Source organism: Bradyrhizobium sp. A11 (assembly GCF_042077125.1).
Taxonomy (GTDB): domain Bacteria; phylum Pseudomonadota; class Alphaproteobacteria; order Rhizobiales; family Xanthobacteraceae; genus Bradyrhizobium; species Bradyrhizobium japonicum_B.
In genome coordinates, this window is sequence record NZ_CP149509.1 from 3,876,179 (window position 1) to 3,895,654 (window position 19,476).

The 19,476-nt window shown below is 66.7% G+C and carries 19 protein-coding genes, 1 tRNA gene and 1 pseudogene; 18 read left to right on the plus strand and 3 right to left on the minus strand.

Features of this window, described 5'->3' with window-relative positions:
• Window position 1 precedes the first annotated feature (1 nt).
• From WI560_RS18070 to WI560_RS18135, 14 genes are read left to right on the plus strand one after another with little or no spacing between them, the layout of a single operon-like run.
• Window positions 2-835, plus strand: coding sequence for a phosphoenolpyruvate hydrolase family protein (locus WI560_RS18070; protein WP_375304263.1), 834 nt, complete (start codon window positions 2-4; stop codon window positions 833-835).
• 26 nt (window positions 836-861) lie between these two features.
• Window positions 862-3,768, plus strand: coding sequence for a flotillin domain-containing protein (locus WI560_RS18075; protein ID WP_375304264.1), 2,907 nt, complete (start codon window positions 862-864; stop codon window positions 3,766-3,768).
• Between the two features lie 9 nt (window positions 3,769-3,777).
• Complete coding sequence (locus tag WI560_RS18080) at window positions 3,778-4,215, plus strand: SRPBCC family protein (protein ID WP_028136904.1); 438 nt, start codon at window positions 3,778-3,780, stop codon at window positions 4,213-4,215.
• 2 nt (window positions 4,216-4,217) lie between these two features.
• Complete coding sequence (locus WI560_RS18085; protein WP_257180444.1) at window positions 4,218-4,661, plus strand: SRPBCC family protein; 444 nt, start codon at window positions 4,218-4,220, stop codon at window positions 4,659-4,661.
• 2 nt (window positions 4,662-4,663) lie between these two features.
• Complete coding sequence (locus tag WI560_RS18090; RefSeq protein ID WP_375304265.1) at window positions 4,664-5,482, plus strand: FAD binding domain-containing protein; 819 nt, start codon at window positions 4,664-4,666, stop codon at window positions 5,480-5,482.
• Window positions 5,483-5,488: 6 nt separating this feature from the next.
• Entirely contained in the window at window positions 5,489-5,965 is a 477-nt protein-coding gene (locus tag WI560_RS18095) for a (2Fe-2S)-binding protein (RefSeq protein ID WP_028136907.1), read from the plus strand.
• Window positions 5,966-5,977: 12 nt separating this feature from the next.
• The gene (locus WI560_RS18100; RefSeq protein WP_375304266.1) at window positions 5,978-7,570 is read left to right on the plus strand and encodes a xanthine dehydrogenase family protein molybdopterin-binding subunit; all 1,593 of its coding nucleotides are present in this window, start codon (window positions 5,978-5,980) and stop codon (window positions 7,568-7,570) included.
• Window position 7,571: 1 nt separating this feature from the next.
• On the plus strand, window positions 7,572-8,594 hold the full coding sequence (locus tag WI560_RS18105) for a xanthine dehydrogenase family protein molybdopterin-binding subunit (protein ID WP_028136909.1): 1,023 nt from the start codon (window positions 7,572-7,574) through the stop codon (window positions 8,592-8,594).
• A 10-nt stretch (window positions 8,595-8,604) separates the two neighbouring features.
• Window positions 8,605-9,486 (plus strand): AAA family ATPase, encoded by an 882-nt coding sequence (locus WI560_RS18110; RefSeq protein ID WP_375304267.1) that lies wholly within the window; start codon window positions 8,605-8,607, stop codon window positions 9,484-9,486.
• Window positions 9,483-10,604: a VWA domain-containing protein gene (locus tag WI560_RS18115; RefSeq protein WP_375304268.1), complete on the plus strand. Its 1,122-nt coding sequence runs from the start codon at window positions 9,483-9,485 to the stop codon at window positions 10,602-10,604. Before WI560_RS18110 ends, WI560_RS18115 begins: the two co-directional genes overlap by 4 nt.
• Window positions 10,601-11,485, plus strand: coding sequence for an amidohydrolase family protein (locus WI560_RS18120; RefSeq protein WP_375304269.1), 885 nt, complete (start codon window positions 10,601-10,603; stop codon window positions 11,483-11,485). The genes WI560_RS18115 and WI560_RS18120 overlap by 4 nt, the downstream gene beginning before the upstream one ends.
• Window positions 11,486-11,511: 26 nt before the next feature.
• Window positions 11,512-12,360 (plus strand): N-acyl homoserine lactonase family protein, encoded by an 849-nt coding sequence (locus WI560_RS18125; protein WP_257180452.1) that lies wholly within the window; start codon window positions 11,512-11,514, stop codon window positions 12,358-12,360.
• A gap of 20 nt (window positions 12,361-12,380) precedes the next feature.
• Entirely contained in the window at window positions 12,381-13,970 is a 1,590-nt protein-coding gene (locus tag WI560_RS18130) for an isochorismatase family protein (RefSeq protein WP_375304270.1), read from the plus strand.
• A gap of 3 nt (window positions 13,971-13,973) precedes the next feature.
• A complete protein-coding gene (locus WI560_RS18135) occupies window positions 13,974-14,600 on the plus strand; it encodes an FMN-dependent NADH-azoreductase (RefSeq protein WP_375304271.1) in 627 nt (208 codons plus the stop codon).
• Between the two features lie 161 nt (window positions 14,601-14,761).
• On the opposite strand, the gene WI560_RS18140 is transcribed toward WI560_RS18135, so the two are convergent.
• A tRNA-Leu gene (locus WI560_RS18140) sits at window positions 14,762-14,846 on the minus strand.
• Window positions 14,847-15,028: 182 nt separating this feature from the next.
• Window positions 15,029-15,271, minus strand: a complete 243-nt coding sequence (locus WI560_RS18145) for a FliM/FliN family flagellar motor switch protein (RefSeq protein WP_018647371.1) — start codon at window positions 15,269-15,271, stop codon at window positions 15,029-15,031.
• A 130-nt stretch (window positions 15,272-15,401) separates the two neighbouring features.
• Here WI560_RS18145 and lipB point away from each other — a divergent pair, with 130 nt between their 5' ends.
• Both lipB and WI560_RS18155 read left to right on the plus strand, forming a co-directional pair.
• Complete coding sequence (gene lipB / locus WI560_RS18150) at window positions 15,402-16,151, plus strand: lipoyl(octanoyl) transferase LipB (protein WP_375304272.1); 750 nt, start codon at window positions 15,402-15,404, stop codon at window positions 16,149-16,151.
• Window positions 16,152-16,186: 35 nt separating this feature from the next.
• A pseudogene (locus WI560_RS18155) lies at window positions 16,187-16,321 on the plus strand (DNA helicase); the annotation flags it as partial.
• Between the two features lie 42 nt (window positions 16,322-16,363).
• Here WI560_RS18155 and WI560_RS18160 read toward each other — a convergent pair.
• On the minus strand, window positions 16,364-16,786 hold the full coding sequence (locus tag WI560_RS18160) for a 4-oxalocrotonate tautomerase family protein (protein WP_375304273.1): 423 nt from the start codon (window positions 16,784-16,786) through the stop codon (window positions 16,364-16,366).
• A 110-nt stretch (window positions 16,787-16,896) separates the two neighbouring features.
• Here WI560_RS18160 and WI560_RS18165 point away from each other — a divergent pair, with 110 nt between their 5' ends.
• Together WI560_RS18165 and WI560_RS18170 are read left to right on the plus strand one after the other, a co-directional pair.
• Complete coding sequence (locus WI560_RS18165; protein WP_375304274.1) at window positions 16,897-17,748, plus strand: LysR substrate-binding domain-containing protein; 852 nt, start codon at window positions 16,897-16,899, stop codon at window positions 17,746-17,748.
• A gap of 112 nt (window positions 17,749-17,860) precedes the next feature.
• Window positions 17,861-19,381: an ATP-binding protein gene (locus WI560_RS18170; RefSeq protein ID WP_375304275.1), complete on the plus strand. Its 1,521-nt coding sequence runs from the start codon at window positions 17,861-17,863 to the stop codon at window positions 19,379-19,381.
• The last annotated feature ends 95 nt before the right edge of the window (window positions 19,382-19,476 follow it).

Genomic DNA, 19,476 nt, shown 5'->3' on the forward strand with positions numbered 1-19,476 from the left:
GATGGCCCGGTTTGAGCGCGCTGCACTCCTGAAACGATTCCGCGAGATGGCGAAGCGCGGCGAGCCGATCGTCGGCGGCGGGGCCGGCACCGGCCTGTCCGCCAAGTGCGAGGAGGCCGGCGGCGTCGACCTCATCGTCATCTACAATTCCGGCCGCTATCGCATGGCCGGTCGCGGCTCGCTGGCGGGGTTGATGGCTTACGGCGACGCCAACGCCATCGTGCTGGAGATGGCCGGCGAAGTTCTGCCCGTGGTCAGCAAGACGCCGGTGCTCGCCGGCGTCAACGGCACCGACCCGTTCCGCGACATGGATGTCTTTCTCGACCAGTTGAAAACGCTCGGCTTTGCCGGCGTGCAGAATTTTCCGACGGTCGGCCTGATCGACGGCGTGTTCCGCGCCAACCTCGAAGAAACCGGCATGTCCTACGCGCTGGAGATCGACATGATCGCCAAGGCGCGCGAGAAGGACCTCCTGACGACGCCGTACGTCTTCAGCGAGAAGGAAGCCGCCGCGATGGCGCTCGCCGGCGCCGACATCATCGTCTGTCATCTCGGGCTCACGACCGGCGGCACGATCGGCGCGCAGACCGCAGCAAAGCTGAAGGACTGCCCGGCGCGCATCGACGTCTGGGCCTCCGCCGCGCTCAGCGTCAATCCCGATATCCTGGTGCTCGCTCACGGCGGCCCGATCGCGGATCCCGCCGATGCCGATTTCATCATGAAGAACACCCGCTACTGCCACGGCTTCTACGGCGCCTCTTCGATGGAGCGGCTGCCGGTCGAGCGGGCTCTGACGGAGCAGGTGCGCAAATTCAAGGCGATCGGCGCGCAGTAACGCCGGAACGATCGAGGGAGAGAAACATGTCAGGGATCCTGGTCGGCGAGCTTATCCTCTGGCTGATCGTCGCAGTCGTCGTCATCGTGGTCGGCGTCTACATCGTCAACTGGCTCTACCACCGCTCCTCCAAGGAGGTGTCGTTCGTCCGGACCGGCTTCCTCGGCGAGCGCGTGGTGATCAACGGCGGCGCCTTCGTGCTGCCATTCATCCACGACTACACCTCCGTCAACATGAACGTGTTGCCGATGGGCATCGTGCGTTCCAAGCAGGATGCGGTGATTACCCGCGATCGCATGCGGGTCGACATCGAGGCCGACTTCTACGTCCGCGTCCAGGCGACCCGCGAAGCCGTCTCGATCGCGGCCGCGACGCTCGGCCGCCGCACCATGGAGCCGGAGCAGCTGCACGCGCTGCTGGCGGGCAAGTTCATTTCCGCGATCCGCTCCGTCGCTTCGGAAATGACCCTGGAGGAGATGCACGAGCGGCGCGGCGACTATGTCGAGCGGGTCAAGACCAATGCGGCACAAGCCCTCGCCCAGAACGGTCTCGAGCTGGAATCGGTCGCCATCACCGATCTCGACCAGACCGACCTCGAATTCTTCAACCCCTCGAACCGGTTCGACGCCGAAGGCTTGACCCGCCTGATGGAGGACATCGAGGCCCGGCGCAAGCTGCGCAACGACATCGAGCAGGACTCGATGATCAAGATCCGCACCCGCAATCTGGAGGCCGAGCGTCAGGCGCTCGACATCGAGCGCGAAAGCGAGACCGCGCGGCTCGAGCAGGAACGGGACATCGAGATGCGCCGCGCGCTCCAGCGCACGGAAGTCGCCCGCGAGCGCGCGCTGCGCGAGACCGAGGCCGAGCAGGCCCATATCTCGGCGCGCGAGGCGATCGAACGCGCGCGGATCGCCAATGAGCAGGCTATCGCGGAGGCCCGCATCGCCTCCGAGCGCGAGACCCGCCAGAAGGAGATCGAGCGCACCCGCACCATCGAGGAGAAGGAGCTGCTGGCGCGCGAGGAGATCGAGAAGACCCGGATCGCCAACCAGCGCTCGATCGATACGACGCGGATTGCGTCGGAACGCGAAGTCCGCCAGCGCGAGATCGAGCGGATGCGCACCGTGGAGGAAGCCGAGATCGCCGCGCGCGAGGCGATCGAGAAGGCCCGCATCCAGCAGGACCGCGTCGTCACCGACGCCCGCATCGCCAACGAGGAGGAGACAAGGCGCCGCGAGATCGAGCGCACCCGCGCCGTGGATGAAGCCGAGATCGCCGCCCGCGAGGCCACCGAAAAGGCACGCATCGCCCAGACCCTGATCGTCAACGTCGAGCGCATCTCCTCCGACGAGCGGACCCGCGCGCTGGAGATCCACCAGGTGCGCACCATCCAGGAGGCCGAGATCGAGGCGCAGCGCGCCGTCGAGGCCGCCCGCATCGCCCGCGAGCGGACGCTTGCCGCCGAGCGCATCGCCGCCGAGCAGAATACCCGGCAGCTGGAGATCGAGCGCAACCAGGCCCTCGAAGTCGCCGGCATCGCCGCGCGCGAGACCACCGAGGCCTCGCGTATCGCCCAGGAGGAGCGCGTGCGCTCGCTGGAGATCGCCCGCAACCGCGCCGTCGAGGAAGCCGACATCGCCTCCCGCGAGGCGATCGAGGCGGCGCGCATCGCCCAGGAGAAGGCGGTCGCGGCCGAACGCATCCAGGCCGAGCGCGACACGCGCTCGCTGGAGATCGAGCGCACCGGCGTGCTGGAGGCCGCCGAGCTGAAGCGACGCGACGCCATCGAGCGCCAACGTATAACGGTCGATCTGGCGCTCGAAGCCGAGCGCATCAACTCGTCCAAGAAGCGCGAGGTGCTCAACATCGAGCAGAAGAAGGCGATCGAGATTGCCGACGAAGACCGCGTCATCGCGCTCTCCGCGAAAAAGTCGGAACGGATCGATGCCGACCGCCAGGTCCGGCAGGCCGAGATCGTTGCCCGCAAGGAGGTCGAGACCACGGATGTCTCGCGCGAGCAGGCGCTCGAAGCCGCGCGGCTCGAGCGCCGCCGCGCCATCGAGCAGCTCGAGGTCGCCCGCGTCCAGTCGTTGCAGGAGGCCGAGATCGCCTCCCGCGAAGAGGTCGAGCGGGCCCGCATCGCCTCCGACCGCGGCCTCGACGAGGCTCGCGTCGGCCGCGAGCGCGAGCTGCGCAAGCTCGAGGTCAACCGGGAGAAGGAGGTCGAGACGGTCCTGATGGAGAAGGCGATCGCCATTCACCAGAAGTCGCTGGAGGAATCCGCAGCCAAGGCCATGGCCGAGGAGGCGCGGATGCGCGCGACGGAGGCGACCGAGCGCGTCATTACCGCCCGCGAGAGCGAAATTGCAAAGCGCCGCAAGACTGTCGAGGTGCTGCTCGCCGAGAAGCAGGCCGAGGAGACCCGCATCGCCGCGGAGGCCGAGCGCGTGCGCGCGGCCGTCGAAGCCGAGGCGCAGCGGATGCTCAACGAGGCCGAGAACGTGCTCACCGACCAGGCGCGCTATTCCCTGTTCCGCAGAAAGCTGCTCGACCGGATTGAGGGCATCGTGCGCGAAAGCGTCAAGCCGATGGAGAAGATCGAGGGCATCCGCATCCTCCAGGTCGACGGCCTCAACGGCAACGGCCACGGAAACGGCAATGGCGGCCGCAGCGCCACCGACGAGGTCATCGATTCCGCCCTGCGCTACCGGGTCCAGGCGCCGCTGATCGACTCCATCCTGTCCGACATCGGCGTCGAGGGCGGCAGTCTTTCGAAAATGCCGGGCCTGATCCGCGAGGCCCGCGACATGCAGGGCATCAAGGAGTCCGCACGCAAGAGCGGCGGTGGCGGCGAGAAGCCGGCCGCCTCCCCGCCTGCGGCCGAAGGCAGCGAACCGCCGACCGAGCGCGGGCCCCGGAAGAAGAGCTGAGATCGCACCATGGCCCGCGTCTATGTCTCCACCGTCATCAACGCCCGCAACGACCGCGTCTGGGCGCGGGTGCGCGACTTCAACGGCTTGCCGAACTGGCATCCGGCCATCGCCGAAAGCCGCATCGAAGGCGGGGAGCCCTCGGACAAGATCGGTTGCGTCCGAGATTTCCGCCTGCGCAACGGCGACCGCATCCGCGAGAAGCTCCTGGGCCTCTCCGACTACGACATGTTCTGCACCTACTCGATCCTGGAATCTCCGATGGGCGTCGAGAACTACGTCGCGACGCTGCGGCTGACCCCGGTCACCGACGGCGACCAGACCTTTGTGGAATGGACCGCCGAGTTCGATTGCGCGCCGGAGCGCGAGACCGAGCTCGTCGGCAACATCGGCGGCGGCGTGTTCCAGGGTGGGTTCGACGCGCTGAAGCGTGTGTTCGGAGGCTGACCGTGCCGCATATCGTCAAGAGCACGATCCTGGACGCGCCGACCGATGCGGCGTGGGCCATGCTGCGCGATTTCAATGGGCATGATCGCTGGCATCCGGCGGTTGCGACCTCCTCCATCGAGCGCGCGCAATCCTCCGACAAGATCGGCTGCGTCAGGCGGTTCAGGCTCAAGGACGGCTCCGAGCTGCGCGAGCAATTGCTGGCGCTGTCCGACCTCGAACAGAGCTTCAGCTACTGCCTGCTCGATACCCCGATCCCGATGTTCAATTACGTCGCCCATGTCCGCCTGCTGCCGGTCACCGATGGTGACCGCACCTTTTGGCACTGGGAGTCCCGCTTCACCACCAGGCCCGAGGACAAGGACCGCATCACCCATATGGTCGCCGAAGACATCTATCAGGCCGGATTCGATGCGATCCGCCGACACCTGAGGGAGGCCGCATAATCATGGCCGTGACGGTCAAGACCTTTACAAGCGCCAGCGAGGCCGCCGGCGCGCTGTCCTCGGATCGCAGCGCGCGCTATCTCGGTGGCGGCACGCTGGTGATGCGCGCGTTGAACGAGGGCGACGTGTCGATCTCGACCGTCGTCCGCGCGCAGGATCAGGCCCTCACCCGGATCGACGCATCGGGTCCGCGCATCACGTTGGGTGCCGGCGTCACCTTTGCCCGCATCCTCGCCGAACGCGATCTCGCCTTCCTGCATGCTCCTGCCCGCTCGATCGGCGGGCCGGCCGTGCGCAACATGGGTACCGTCGGCGGCAACCTCTTTGCGCCGAACCCTTACGGCGATTTCACCGTCGCGCTGCTGGCGCTCGATGCCACCGTGGCCGTGCAAGGCGGTTTTGGCGCGCGCGACATTCCGATCGAGGAGTTCCTGCAGGCGCGCGACCGCCAGGCCGGCACGCTCGTGCTGTCGGTGTCCTGCACCCGGCCTGCCGGCACCGAAGCGTTCCGCTATCGCAAGATCGCGCGGATCAAACCCAAGGGCGGCTCGGTCATCACGCTGGCCGCGCATCTGCCGATCAGCGGCGGCCGGATCGCGGGCGCTCGCATCGCGCTGGGATCGATGGCGCCGACGCAGATCCGCGCCCGTGCCGCCGAGCGGGCGCTGGAGGGCCGCTCGCTGGATGCCCCCACCATCGCGGCGGCTGCATCCGCAGCGACCGAAGCAACGTCGCCGTCCGACAATGCGCTCGGCAGCGCCTGGTATCGCCGCGAGATCGTCGGCGTCCACCTGCGCCGCCTGCTGTCAGGACAGGAATAGATCACCATGGCAAAGATCCCGCTACAATTTCGTCACAACGGCCGCGACGTCGCGATCTTCGTCGACGGCGGCACCAATCTGCTGGTCGCGCTGCGCGAGCTGATCGGCGACATGACGCCGAAATTCGGTTGCGGCCAGGGCGGCTGCGGGGCGTGCAGCGTGCTGGTCGACGGCGAGCTGCACCTGTCCTGCCTGACGCTCGCCGAGACGGTCGCCGGCCGCTCGATCGAAACGCTCGACGGCATGAAGCAGGGCCCGAACCTGCATCCGCTCCAGCGTGCGTTTGCCGACAATTTCGCCGCCCAGTGCGGCTATTGCACGCCGGGCATGCTGATGGCCGCAAAAGCCCTGCTCGACCGCAATCCATCGCCGAGCCGCGACGAGGTCATCGAGGCCATCTCCGGCAACATCTGCCGCTGCACCGGCTATGAGCCGATCATCAACGCCATTCTCGCCGCCGCAGGCGGCCGGGTCAGCGCCTAAGGACGCCACGCCATGCTGGAATTACGCAAGGACATCTTCGCCGACGAGCGCGACGACAACCTCAAGGAAATCGGCAAGGGCACCCAGCGCCAGGACATGCTCGGGCACGTCACGGGCACCTCGAGCTATTTTGACGATCATAAGCTGCAAGGCATGCTGCACCTGAAGGTCCTGCGCTCGACACAGGCCCATGCGCGGCTGCGCCGCATCGATACCACGGACGCGGAACGCTCGCCCGGCGTCCGCCGGATCATTCGTGGCGCCGACGTTCCGGTCAACCTCAACACGCTTCTCAGCCTGATCAACTTCGGCAAGGACGACGAGCCGTCGCTTGCGGTCGACAAGGTCCGCTACAAGGGCGAGCCGATCCTCGCCATCGTCGCCGACAGCGAACGGGAGGCGTTCGAGGCCATCGCCAAGGTCAAGGTCGACTACGAGCCGCTGCCGGCCGTGTTCGACGTCGAGGACGCGCTGAAGCCCGGCGCACCCGTGGTCAACGAGACCTATCCGAAGAACGCCTTCATCTATCACGACGTCTACGACCACCAGCGCCTGCGCTTCGGCGATGCGGACGCGGCGCTCGCGACCGCCGACCACGTGCTCGAACAGCGCTACCAGATGTCGCCGATCGAGCACGCGCCGACAGAGACCAACGGTGCCATTGCCGCACCTGATACCAACGGCCGCTACGTCGTCTACACCTCGACCCAGGCGCTGTTCTTCTCGGTCGACACCTGCGCCAAGATCCTGGATGTGCCCTCCAACACCTTCCACTTCATCGGCGGCACGGTCGGCGGCGGCTTTGGCGGCAAGGTCGATACCCTGACCGAGCCGCTCGCCATTCTCGGCGCAATGCTGACCGGGCGACCGGTGCGCTACGTGTTCGGGCGCGAGGAGGAGATGCAGTACGGCCCGCCACGCGGCGCCGAGCGCATCTACATCAAGGACGGCGTCATGCGCGACGGCCGCATCGTCGCGCGCAAGATCAGGGCCTATTTCGACAGCGGCGCCTATACCAGGCTGTCCAGCTACGCCGCGGTAAAATGCGCCGCGCATCTGCCGGGCCCCTACACCATCCCCAACGTCTATGGCGACGTCTATTGCGTCTTCACCAACCGCACGCCGGCGACCGCGATGCGCGGCTTCGGCGTCACCGCGATGGATTTTGCCATCGAGTGCCAGATGGACAAGCTCGCAAATCTCGTCGGCATGGACCCGATGGAGTTTCGCATCCTCAACGCCTATCGCGACGGCGACATGAAGGCACACCGGCGCGAAGCCAAGAACACCGCGTTGATCGAATGCGTCCAAGTCGCCGCCGAAAAGGCCAAATGGCCGATCCGCGACGAGTTCAAGCGCGCCTCCTCGCGCAAGGACGGCGGCGGCAGCCGCGCCGCGATCCCGCCGACGCCGACGGATTCTTCGCGCGCGAGGCCGGCGCCGGTGCAGCAGCGCACCAGCTATGACCGCGCGCCGGTGACCGCGACACGGGAGCCGCCGCGCGATCCACCGCCGCCGGCGCCGCCCCCTCCCCCGCCGCGCCCAGCCGCGCCGTCGCACGGCGCCACGCGGTTCTCATCCGTGTTCGGGACCAGGAGACGCTGACATGACCCGGCATCGCGGACGCGGCATGGCGTCGATCAACTATCCCATCGGCATGAACCTCGGCGGCGATCCGAGCCAGGCCCTGGTCCACTCCAATCCCAGTGGCAAGTTCACCGTGGCTTTGTCGTCGATTGATCTCGGTCAGGGCATGAAGTCGGTGACGCGGCAGATCTGCGCGGAAACGCTCGGCGTTCCCGTCGAGGACGTCTATGTCGACACCGCCGATTCCGACACCGGCCCGCACTGCATGGGCTCGTTCGCCTCCCGCGGCACCCACCGCGTCGGCAATGCGGTGATGGCCGCCGCCCGCGAGGCGCGCGGGGTGATGATGGAAGCCGCCGCCGAGGAGCTCGAGGTCAACGCCGCCGATCTCGACACCGACGGGCGCGGCAACATCCACGTCAAGGGCGCGCCGCACCGCTCGATCTCGACCAAGGACGTCGCGATTGCCGCGCAGTTCAAGCAGGGCAAGACCATCTCGGGCCGCGGCATCTTCCTGGTCCCGCTCTCCGATGTCGATCCGGAGACCGGCGAGATGTCGCCGGCTACCTGCTACGCCCATGCCTGTCTGGTCGCGGAAGTCGAGGTCGATGACGAGACCGGCGAAGTCGCGATGGTGCGGATGGATTCCGCCTATGAGCTTGGCCGCGCGCTCAACCCGCGCCTGGTCGAGCAGCAACTGGTCGGCGGCGCCTGGATGGGCGTCAGCCACGCGCTCTACGAGACCCCGGAGCCGTATTATCCCGATCCCGTCCATGGGCCCCGCGACTTCGTCGAATATCTGATGCCCGGCCCCGGCGACATCTGCCCGCACGATATCGCGGTGCTGGAGCGTCCGGCGCCCGATGGTCCCTTCGGGGCCAAGGGACCTGGTGAGATGTGCGCCAATCCGGTGCTGCCGGCCGTCGCGAATGCGATCTTCAACGCCGTCGGCGTCCGCATCGACGACCTGCCGATCACGCCCGAAAAGGTGCTGCGCGCGATCAAGGCCCAGGGTGGCGCGCGGCCGCAGGCGCGGCGTTAGGGGATCGGCCGTGGCGATCCGTAGCAACATCGTCGGTATCGACAGCCCGGAGGCGCTGGAGAAAGCGCTGCGCGCCGCCTATTACCTCGCCGACGAGGGGCTGGCGACAGCTGCCTATCTCGGCCTCGCACTCGGCAAGCCGCTGCTGCTGGAGGGCGCGCCGGGCGTCGGCAAGACCGAAGCCGCAAAGGCGATCGCTGCCGTGCTCGGCCGCCGCCTGATCCGCCTGCAATGCTACGAGGGCATCGACGCCTCCGCCGCGCTCTATGAGTGGAACTATCCGCGCCAGATGCTGGCGATCCGCCAGGCCGGGGACGAGAGCATCGATATCTATGGCGAGGCCTTCCTGATCGAACGTCCCATGCTGGCGGCGCTGCGCGCACCCGATTCGACCGTGCTCCTGATCGACGAAATCGACCGCGCCGATCAGGAGTTCGAGGCGTTCCTGCTCGAGTTCCTCTCGGACTTCCAGATCTCGATTCCCGAGCGCGGCACCGTGCGCGCCGCCGAGCGGCCTGTCGTCGTGCTGACCTCGAACCGGACGCGCGATCTCCACGAGGCCCTGCGCCGCCGCTGCGTCTATCATTGGATCGACTATCCGACCGCTGAGCGCGAGGCGCGGATCATCATGATGCGCGCCTCCAGCGTCGCCGAGGCCACGGCCCGCGCCGTCGTCGCCGCCGTGGAAAGATTGCGGCGCGAGCCCCTGAGCAAGGCGCCCGGCATCGCCGAGGCCGTCGACTGGGCCGAAGCAGCGACGCTCCTCAACAAGGGCGGCGCGCGCTGGCCCGACGCCTTCAAGCGGTCGATCGGCGTGGCATTGAAGGACGAGGAGGATCTGCACTTCATCTCGCCCCGGCTCGACGCCATCCTCGCGGAGGCGACCGCATGAACACCGAGCCCCGGCTTCCGCGCGCCGCCCGCGTCTTCGTTTCCTTCGTTGCGCTGCTGCGCGCCAACAGCTTTGCGGTCGCGCCGGAGCAGACCACCGCGTTCCTCACCGCGATCGAGCTGCTCGGCCCGCGTAACCTCGAGGATATCAGGCAGGCGGCGCTCGCCACCCTCGCCCCGCCGCCTGAGCGCCGCGCCACTTTCGACCGGCTGTTCGATCTGCACTTCAGTGGCAGCGAGGCGATCGAGCGCGCCGACGACGGCGAAGACGACGAGACCGTTCGGCTCCAGGAAGAAGGCCGCGGCGACGAGGAACCATTGCTGTCCGATGACGCCAATGAATCCGGCCTGACTGCCGCACGGACCGAGGCGCTGGTCGAGCGCCGCTTCGCGCAACTCTCCACGACCGACGCCCTGCGCCGCCTGGCGCGCGAGGCGCCACGACGCCTGCCGCGGCGCCGCGGTCACCGTCGCATGCGGACCCGCCGCGGTCCGTTCGCCGATCTTCGCCGCACCTTGCGCGACAGCGTTCGCAGCGACGGCGAGATCCTGCGGCTCGGCCACATGAAGCGGCGTCAGCGCCCGCGCAAGATGCTGCTGCTGATCGACGTCTCCGGCTCGATGAAGAGCCGCACCGAGGAGAACATGAAGCTCGCGCATGCGCTGGTGCAGGCCGCGCCCAATGTCGAGGTGTTCACCTTCGGCACGCGGCTCACCCGCGTCACCCGTCCGCTGCGGCTGAAGCGCCGTGAGCAGGCACTGAACGCGGCCGCGCATCTGGTCAGCGATTGGGACGGCGGCACCCGCATCGGCGACGCGCTCCAGGCCTTTCTCGCCGTGCCCCGCTTCGGCGGCTATGCCCGCGGCGCCGCTGTCGTGATCATCTCGGACGGATTGGAGCGCGGCGAACCCGACGCGCTGCGCGATGCGGTCGCAAAGCTGTCACGGCGGGCCTGGCGGGTGAGCTGGCTGACGCCGCTGGCGACAGGCCCCGCCTTCCGCCCCCAAACCGAGGCGCTCATGGCCATCGAGCGCTTCGTCGACGACCTCGTCGACGGCGGCTCGAGCGCGTCGATCGTCGCGCACATTCTGGCGCTGGGACGAAGGAGAGCGGCGTGACCGATATGATCGACGGGCACCACCACATCTGGCGGCAGGCCGACCTGCCCTGGCTGGTCGGCCCAATGCAGCCCCGCATTTTCGGACCCTACGAGCCGATCCGGCGCGATTATCCGATCGAGGAATATCTCGACGACCTCAAAGGCACCGGCGTCACCCGCTCGGTCTACGTCCAGACCAACTGGGCCAACGACCGTTTCGAGGACGAAGCCGCCTGGGTCCAGCAAACCGCCGACGCGCATGGCTGGCCCCATGCCATTGTCGCCTACGCCAATTTCGCCGTGGACGACGTGCGACCTCAGCTCGACCGCCTGAAGCGCTATCCCCTGGTGCGCGGCGTGCGCATGCAGCTGCACTGGCACGAGAACCCGCTCTACCGCTTTGCAGCCCGCGCCGATCTCTGTGCCGATCCGATGATCCAGCGCAACATTGCGCACCTTGCCGACTATGGCTGGAGCTTCGACCTGCAGGTGTTCACGCCGCAAATGCCGCAGGCCGCGGCGCTCGCGGAAGCCTGCCCTGCCGTCACCTTCATCCTCCAGCATGCCGGCATGCTCGAGGACCTGTCGCCCGCCGGCCGCGCAGCCTGGCGCGCCGGCATCGCGCAGCTGGCAGCCCGTCCGAACGTGGTCTCGAAGCTGTCGGGGCTCGGCACCTTCATCCATCGCAACGATCCAGCGCATATTGCCGCCGTCGTCACCGACACCGTCGCGATCTTCGGCGCCGAACGCTGCCTGTTCGGCTCCAATTTTCCGATCGAGAAATTGTGGACCAGCTATCGCGAGCTCGTCGATGCATTTCGCGCAGCCGCTGCGTCGCTGAGCACCGAGCAGAAGGACGCGATCTTCAAGACGACGGCAATGCGCGTCTACCGGCTTTGACAGGCAAGGGACAGGGAGAGCAACGAATGGCGCTGGAGATCAAGATCCTGGATTATGGCGATATCGAACTGGAATCGAGCTTTCTGGTTCTCGGCCGCGACTGCGGCCGCACCCGCCGCGTCCTCACCCTCGGCTTCCTGATCCTCGGGGGGAAATATCCGGTCGTGGTCGACACCGGCTATCGCTCCAACCAGATCATGGAGACGCTCGGCATGCGCGGCCTCCAGTACCACGAGAACATGATCGAGAACCAGCTCGCGCGCCACGGCGTGCGCATGGGCGACGTCCGCTTCGTCTGCCACACCCATCTGCACATCGACCATGCCGGCAAGGACGATCTGTTTCCGATGAACACGACCGTGGTCCTCAACCGCAAGGAGCTGGAATATTCCGTCTCCGGCCTGATGCATCCGCAGTACCCGGCGCCCGACATCAAGCACCTGATCGACCGCCTGCATACCAAGAGCGCGCTGCGATTCCTCGACCTGGAGATCACCGGCCCGATCGAGCTGATGCCCGGCGTCTATTGCGACGCCGCCAATGCGCATACCGAGGGATCGATGAACGTCATCGTCGAGACCGCCGACGGGATCGCGACCATCTGTGGCGATGTGATCTACGACTTCAACGACCAGATCGTCACGCCCTTCAACGAGATCCACGACTGGGAGCCGCGCACCACCGGCAACCACGGCACCAGCAAGCGCGCGGAAAAGGCCTCGATCAAGAAGCTGCTCAGCAATTCGCGCTACCTGCTGCCCGTGCACGACCGTCCGGCCAAGATCGAAGGCGGCAACGTGGTCGGGCGCCTGCACGATCAGGTCCCCGGACCGGTCGTGCAATCGTTGCCGGCGCGCAACTGGTTTCCGGCGTGACGTGACCTAAGGATCGAGCGATGACCCACGTCACCTTGCGAAGCGAGTTCGAGACCCTGATCGATCCCTACGCGCCGGTCGCGCAGGTCGGCACCGGCTTCGACTTCACGGAGGGGCCGGTCTGGCATCCGATCGATCACTATCTGCTGTTCTCGGACATGCCTGGCGACGTGCGGCGGCGCTGGGACCCGCGGCGCGGCGTCGCCGAGGTCAAGCGCCCGTCGAACAAATGCAACGGCATGACCTATGACGCCCAGCTGAACCTGATCGTCTGCGAGCACGCGACCTCGCAGCTGGTCCGCGAGCGGCCGGACGGCCGGCGCGAGGTGCTCGCCTCGCACTTCCAGGGTCAGGAGCTGAACAGCCCGAACGACGTCTGCGTGCACTCCTCCGGCGCGATCTATTTCTCGGACCCCTGGTACGGCCGCATGCCGGTCTACGGCGTCGAACGACCGCGGCAACTCGGCTTCCAGGGCGTCTATCGCGTCGTGCCCGGCGGCGAGCCGAAGCTCGTTGTGGACCGCACCTTGTTCGACCAGCCGAACGGATTGTGCTTCGCGCCGGACGAGAAGCTGCTCTATGTCAACGACACGGTCCAGGCGCTGATCCGCGTGTTCGAGGTCGCTGGCGACGGCTCGCTGTCCAATGCGCGCGTGTTCGCCAGCGGCATCCGCTCCGAGCTCGAACCCGGACTGCCCGACGGCATGAAGTGCGACCAGCACGGCAATGTCTGGGTCACCGCGCCGGGCGGCGTCTGGGTCTATTCACCGCGCGGCGAATTGCTCGGCAAGGTCCGCCTTCCCGAGCTCGTCGCCAACCTTGCCTGGGGCGGTCCGGATTTCCGCACGCTGTATCTGACCTCGACGCATTCGGTCTACGCCATCCCGACCAAGGTCGGCCCGCGCCATGAGCCCTATATGAACGCCAGACCTGGCAGCGGCCGACCTGGCAGCGGCCCCGCGGCTGCCGGCTCCGCACCTGCCGCCCCCATCCTTGCCGATGGCGAGATGCATCTCGATCCGCAGCGCTGTGCCATGATCATCCAGGATCTCCAGAATGACGTCATCATGGCCGGCGGGGCGTTTGCCGAGTCCGGAGCACCGGAGCATGCGCGGCAGCAGCACGTCGTCGAGAACGTTCGCCGTCTTGCCGAGGCCGCGCGGGCCCGCGGAATCGTCATCATCCATGTCTGGTTCGTCGTCGAGCCCGGCGCGCCCGGGGTGACGCTGAACGCCCCTTTGTTCGAAGGCCTGGTCGACAGCAAGGCGATGGTGCGCGGGAGCTGGGGCGCGGCGCCGGTTTCGGGTCTCGAGCCAAGGCCCGGCGATTTCGTCGTCGAGAAGATGCGGATGAGCGCCTGGGAGGGCACGCGGCTGGAGACGATCCTGAAGGCGACCGGACGCGACATGATCATCAACACCGGCGCCTGGACCAACATGTCGATCGAGCACACCGCCCGCACCGGCGCCGACAAGGGCTATTTCATGATCGTGCCCGAGGATTGCTGCTCGACCATGAATGCCGACTGGCACAACGCCTCGATCAACTTCGCCATGCAGAACGTCGCGATCGTCACCCGGGCGGACGCCGTCATCCGGGCGTTGGGATGACCGGTGGCGAAGCTCCTGCATCTGTCCTGCTCGCCCCGCCCCGACTCCGAGTCGAGCGCCGGTGCGCGCGTCTTCCTTGACGGGTTTCGGCAAGCGCGGCCCGACTGGGACATCGACGTGATGGACCTCTGGCGCGAGCGGCTGCCGGAATTCATCGGGCCCATCGTCGAGGCCAAGTATGCGCGCATGAAGGCGCAGGCGTTCGACCACGCACAGCGCCGCAGCTTCTCCGAGGCGGAGCGGATCGCGTTGCGTTTCTCGCTGGCCGATCGCGTGCTGATCTCGACGCCGATGTGGAATTTCGGCATCCCCTACAAGCTGAAGCAATGGTTCGACATCGTCATCCAGCCCGGCCTGACGTTCCGGTTCGATCCGGCGCAGGGCTATCTTCCGCTGCTCAAGGACCGGCCAACCATCGTCATCCTCGCTTCGGGCAGCGATTTTGCCACCGGCATGAATCGCGGTCGCATCGACATGGCAACGCCCTATTTGCGCGAAGCGCTTCGCTTCATCGGCGTCAGCGACGTGCGCTTCGTGCCGATCGGACCGACGACAGGACCGACCGAGCCAATCCGCATTGCGCGCGAGGCGGCATATCGGCAACTGGGTCAAATCGCTACGCGGTTCTGATCAGCTCTTGCGCATCCGGTGGCCGTAGAGGAACGCGCTGAGGAGAAGCTGCCGGCCTTCATTTCTTGACGACGACGCCGGGAATCTCGGCGAGTTGCGCCGGGAAAGGGCCGTCCTCGGGCGACTTAGAATAAGCTTGGTTTTTGAATGAGTTACGCGTCTGGTGCGCTCGGAGGGACTCGAACCCCCACGATTTTACTCACTGCCACCTCAAGGCAGCGCGTCTACCAGTTCCGCCACGAGCGCTTTGGGGATGCCGGCTTGAGGCTTGAAGGCCGGCCGGATCAACGGCGCCGATCTAACAAATCCATCAGGGGGGTACAAGCCTGCAAAGGCCCTGAATTCCACAAGCTTTGCAGGAAAGTTCGGGCCCCGCTCCAAATCGGCCCAATCCCCGGTGCCCGGGCCGCTACCAGGTGCCAAGGCCGCTACCGCGTGCCCGGTGAGCGCGGCAGCATCTGCTTGACCTCGACCGCGATTCGGTTGCGATCCACCAGCACGACGCCGGAGGCGACCGGCAGGTTGTTGGCCAAAACCTTGACCTCGTCGGCCTCGGTTGCGTCCAGCTCGATGATGGCGCCGCGGGAAAGACGTAATACCTGATGGATCGGCATCGTGGTCGTCCCGAGCACGACCATGAGATCCACGGTGACTTTATCGAGGGTGGGCACTGTCAGGACCGCCGCAACTTAGGACTGGGACTTGGGACTTGGACTTGGAATGTGGGACCGACCAAGGACTTGGACTTCGACTTAGCCTTGGCATTTGCCCCCGAGATGATCACCACGTTATGGTTAGCCAATGGTTAATTCGCCGCAAAACCCCCGTCAAAACCAGCGTGAAGGGCTCGATCTGACGCCGTTTTCCGCTGCCGGCGGCGAGCCGGTCGAGTGGCGCATCTCGAACACGCCGGTGCCCTATCCGGAGGCGGTGGCCGCGATGGAAGCCCGGGTCGCGGCCATCGCGGCGGGCGAAGCCGGAGAGCTGGTCTGGCTGCTCGAGCACCCCCCGCTCTACACCTCCGGCACCTCGGGCAAGGACACCGACCTGCGCGATCCCCGATTCCCGGTCTTCGCCACAGGACGCGGCGGCCAGCTCACCTATCACGGGCCCGGCCAGCGGGTGGCTTATGTCATGCTCGACCTCAAGCGCCGCCGGCCGGACGTCCGGGCCTATGTCGCGAGCCTGGAGGAGCTGATCCTGCGAACGCTCGCCGCCTTCAACGTCCGCGGCGAGCGGCGTGAGGACCGGGTCGGCGTCTGGGTCAAGCGGCCCGACAAGGGTGCGGACCACGAGGACAAGATCGCGGCGATCGGCGTGCGGTTGAAGCGCTGGGTCTCGTTCCACGGCATCGCGATCAATGTCGAGCCGGAGCTCTCGCATTTCGCCGGCATCGTGCCGTGCGGCGTCGTCGATCCCCGCTACGGCGTCACCTCGCTGGTCGATCTCGGCCAGCTCGTGACCATGGCCGACGTCGACATCGCGCTACGCCAGGCGTTCGAACAGCTGTTCGGACCGACCCGCGCGCTGCTGCCGGAAGCGGCCGCCTGAAGCTTTCCGGTTGGAGACGCGGCGTCCCGCATTCTCTGATCGTCGTCTTCATCTCGCAGATCGGCCCCGATCTCGGCGATATCAGGTCGCCGAACCCGCTGGACCTGAAGTTGTTCGACAAGACCTGTTTCCTGAACAATTCCGAAGTTCAGTTCCGCGCCGTGAGCTGACGATAAGACCGCGGGTGAGATACCTCGCCCGCGGCCTCCGCCTTATGCTGCCCTCAGCGCGACCTCCAGCTTGCCGGCAATGTAGCGCCGCTCTTGAGTGAGGCCGCCAAAGCCGTAGGCGTCGCCCCTGACCTCGTCGACATGCAGATAGGTCTCGGGATGCAGCGGACCGAGAATCTCGGCCATACGCTTGAACATGGCGGCGAGATAGGCCGCCTTCTCGTCCTTGGTGTTGGTGCCTTCGCTGACGTGGATGTCGAGCCAGTAGCTGGCAAGCTTCTGCTCGGCCAGCGACTTGCCGCCGGCGAACCAGTCATCGGCGTCCACCGCCTTGACGATGATGGCGGTCACCTTGGGATCCTTGTGCAAGATCTCGGCGGTGAGCTCGGACACCGCGTTCGCGATGTCGGCCTTCAGGGACGGCGACTGGCGGGAGGTGGTGTAGGACACGGCGATCAGGGGCATTGTGGCTCTCCTCGATATGCTGCCCGGTCAGGCGGCGTTGGCGAGAAGCTAGACCCCCGCTCGTCATTTTTGTATCTTATCTCTATTGATATCAATGATAAGACTTCATAATGACGCCCACGCTCGACATCGCCACCGTCCAGGCCTTCCTGCTGGTCGCCGACCTCCGGAGCTTCACGCGGACCGCCGAAGCGCTCGGCACGACGCAAGCGGCGGTCAGCCTGAAGCTGCAGCGGCTGGAGACGCTGCTGGGAAAACGTCTCGTCGAGCGCTCGCCGCGCGCGGTCCGGCTCACCGCCGACGGCGCCAGCTTCCTCGAACGTGCCCGTGTGCTGATCGCGGCACATGACCGCGCGCTCTCGGATCAGGCACCGGCCGCGCAATCGCTCTCGCTCGGCATCTCCGATCATGCGGCGGGGCCGGAGCTGGTGCCGCTGCTCGAACGGCTGCACGCAATGTCAGCAAATCTCACCCTCGCCGTCACCATCGGCTTCTCGCGCGAGATGCAGGATGCTTACGATGCAGGCGAGCTCGATGCGGTAATCGTCCGCCAGGAAGGCAGCCGCCGCGGCGGCGAGACGCTGACCGAGGACGAATTCGGCTGGTTCGCCGCACGACGCTTCACCGTGCCGAAGGGCGAGCCGCTGCCGCTGGCGACGCTCGCTCCGCCCTGCGGCGTCCGCGCCCTCGCCGTGCGCGCGCTCGACAAGGCCGGCATCGCCTGGCGCGAGCGCTTTGTCGGCGGCGGTGTCACCGCGGTGGTCGCAGCCACGCTCGCCGGCCTTGCCATCGCACCGCTGGCGCGGCGGATCGCGCCTCCCGGCCTGGTCGACATCGGGCCGGTGCTCAAGCTGCCGGAGCTCGGCAGCTCCAAAGTGATGCTGCATTCGAAGGTCAGCGATCCCGCCAAGCTTGCTGCGTTGCGTACGGTCGCGGCGACCTTCCGGAGCGTGGCGGCCTGACGATAGGGGGCGCTCTGGTAACCCTTTACGGGACACCTGCCCAAAAATGTCACACCCGGAGGGAACCATTCGCCGCCTGCGGCGTTTGTCCCCGTCGAGGCGGGGTCCGGGAATGGTCGAAAAGTTCAGTCAACAGAGAGACTTGTTCGAGAGCGAACGCAGTTTCCGGCTGTTGGTTGAGGGAGTTGCGGACTACGCCCTCTATATGCTCGATCCCAAGGGGATCATCACCAGCTGGAACATCGGCGGCGAACGCATCAAGGGCTATTCGCCCGAAGAGATCCTCGGCCAGCATTTCTCCCGCTTCTACACCGAGACCGACCGCGCCAACGGCAAGCCGGCCCGTGCGCTCGGTATCGCCAGGGAAAAGGGCCGCTATGAGGAGGAAGGCTGGCGCGTCCGCAAGGACGGCACGTTCTTCTGGGCCAGCGTCGTGATCGATCCGATCTACGAGGACGGCGAACTGGTCGGATTCGCCAAGATCACGCGCGACATCACAGAACGCCGCAATGCCCAGATCAAGCTCGAGACGATGCACAAGCAGCTCGCCGAGTCCCAGAAGTTCGACGCGCTCGGTCAACTCACCGGCGGGGTCGCCCACGACTTCAACAACCTCCTGATGATCATCAGCGGCAGCCTCCACATGCTGAAGCGAGGCGCCGACGACGCGGACAAGCTCCAGCGCGCGATCTCGGCGATCGAGACCGCGACCCGGCGCGGCGCGGCGCTGACCAACCAGTTGCTCACCTTCGCGCGGCGGCAGAGCGTGAACCCGCAGGCGATCGATTTCGCCGAACGCATCGCCGCGATCCGCGAGGTGCTCGATGCCGGCGTCGGCAGCTCCGTCCGGCTGGCACTCGACATCGACCGCGACGTCTGGCCGATCAAGACCGACGCCTCCGAGCTCGAGACCGCGCTGCTCAACCTCGTCATCAACGCCCGCGACGCCATGCCGGACGGCGGCACGGTGACCATCGGCGCGCGCAATGTCGTGCTCGACGAAGCATCCTTCGCCGGCGATTTCGTCGCGATCGACGTCACCGATACCGGGCTCGGCATCCCCTCCGACGTGCTCGACAAGATCTTCGAGCCGTTCTTCACGACCAAGCCGATCGGAAAAGGCACGGGCCTCGGCCTGTCTCAGGTGCACGGCTTCGCGCATCAGGCCGGCGGCACCGTGAAGGTCGCAAGCGAACTCGGCAAGGGCACCACCTTCACCGTGCTGTTGCCGCGCGGAGAAGATGCGCCATCGCAGGACACGCAGGGAGAGCCGGCGTTTCGGGGCAGCGGCACGGTGTTGCTGGTGGAGGACAATCCGGACGTCGCCCTCGTCAGCATCGGCCTGCTGGAGCAGCTCGGCTACCAGGTGCGCCGGGTCGCCGACGCCGAAGCGGCCTTGCGCGAGATCGAGACCAACGGCGTCGACTTCGTGTTCTCGGACATCGTCATGCCCGGAAAGATGGACGGCCTCACCCTCGCCTATCATCTCCGCCAGATTCGCCCCGGCCTGCCGATCCTGCTCGCCACCGGCTACAGCGAGGTCGCCGCCGGCGTGCGTGGCGACTTCCCGATCCTGCGCAAGCCGTATGAGATCCACGAGCTTAGCGAGGCCATCGCCAAGCTGCCGAGGTGAGGCTTCTTAACCTCTCCCCGCTTGCGGGGAGAGGTCGGATCGCACTTGCGATCCGGGTGAGGGGGTACTGGACTCACGCCGATCTCGCCCGTGGA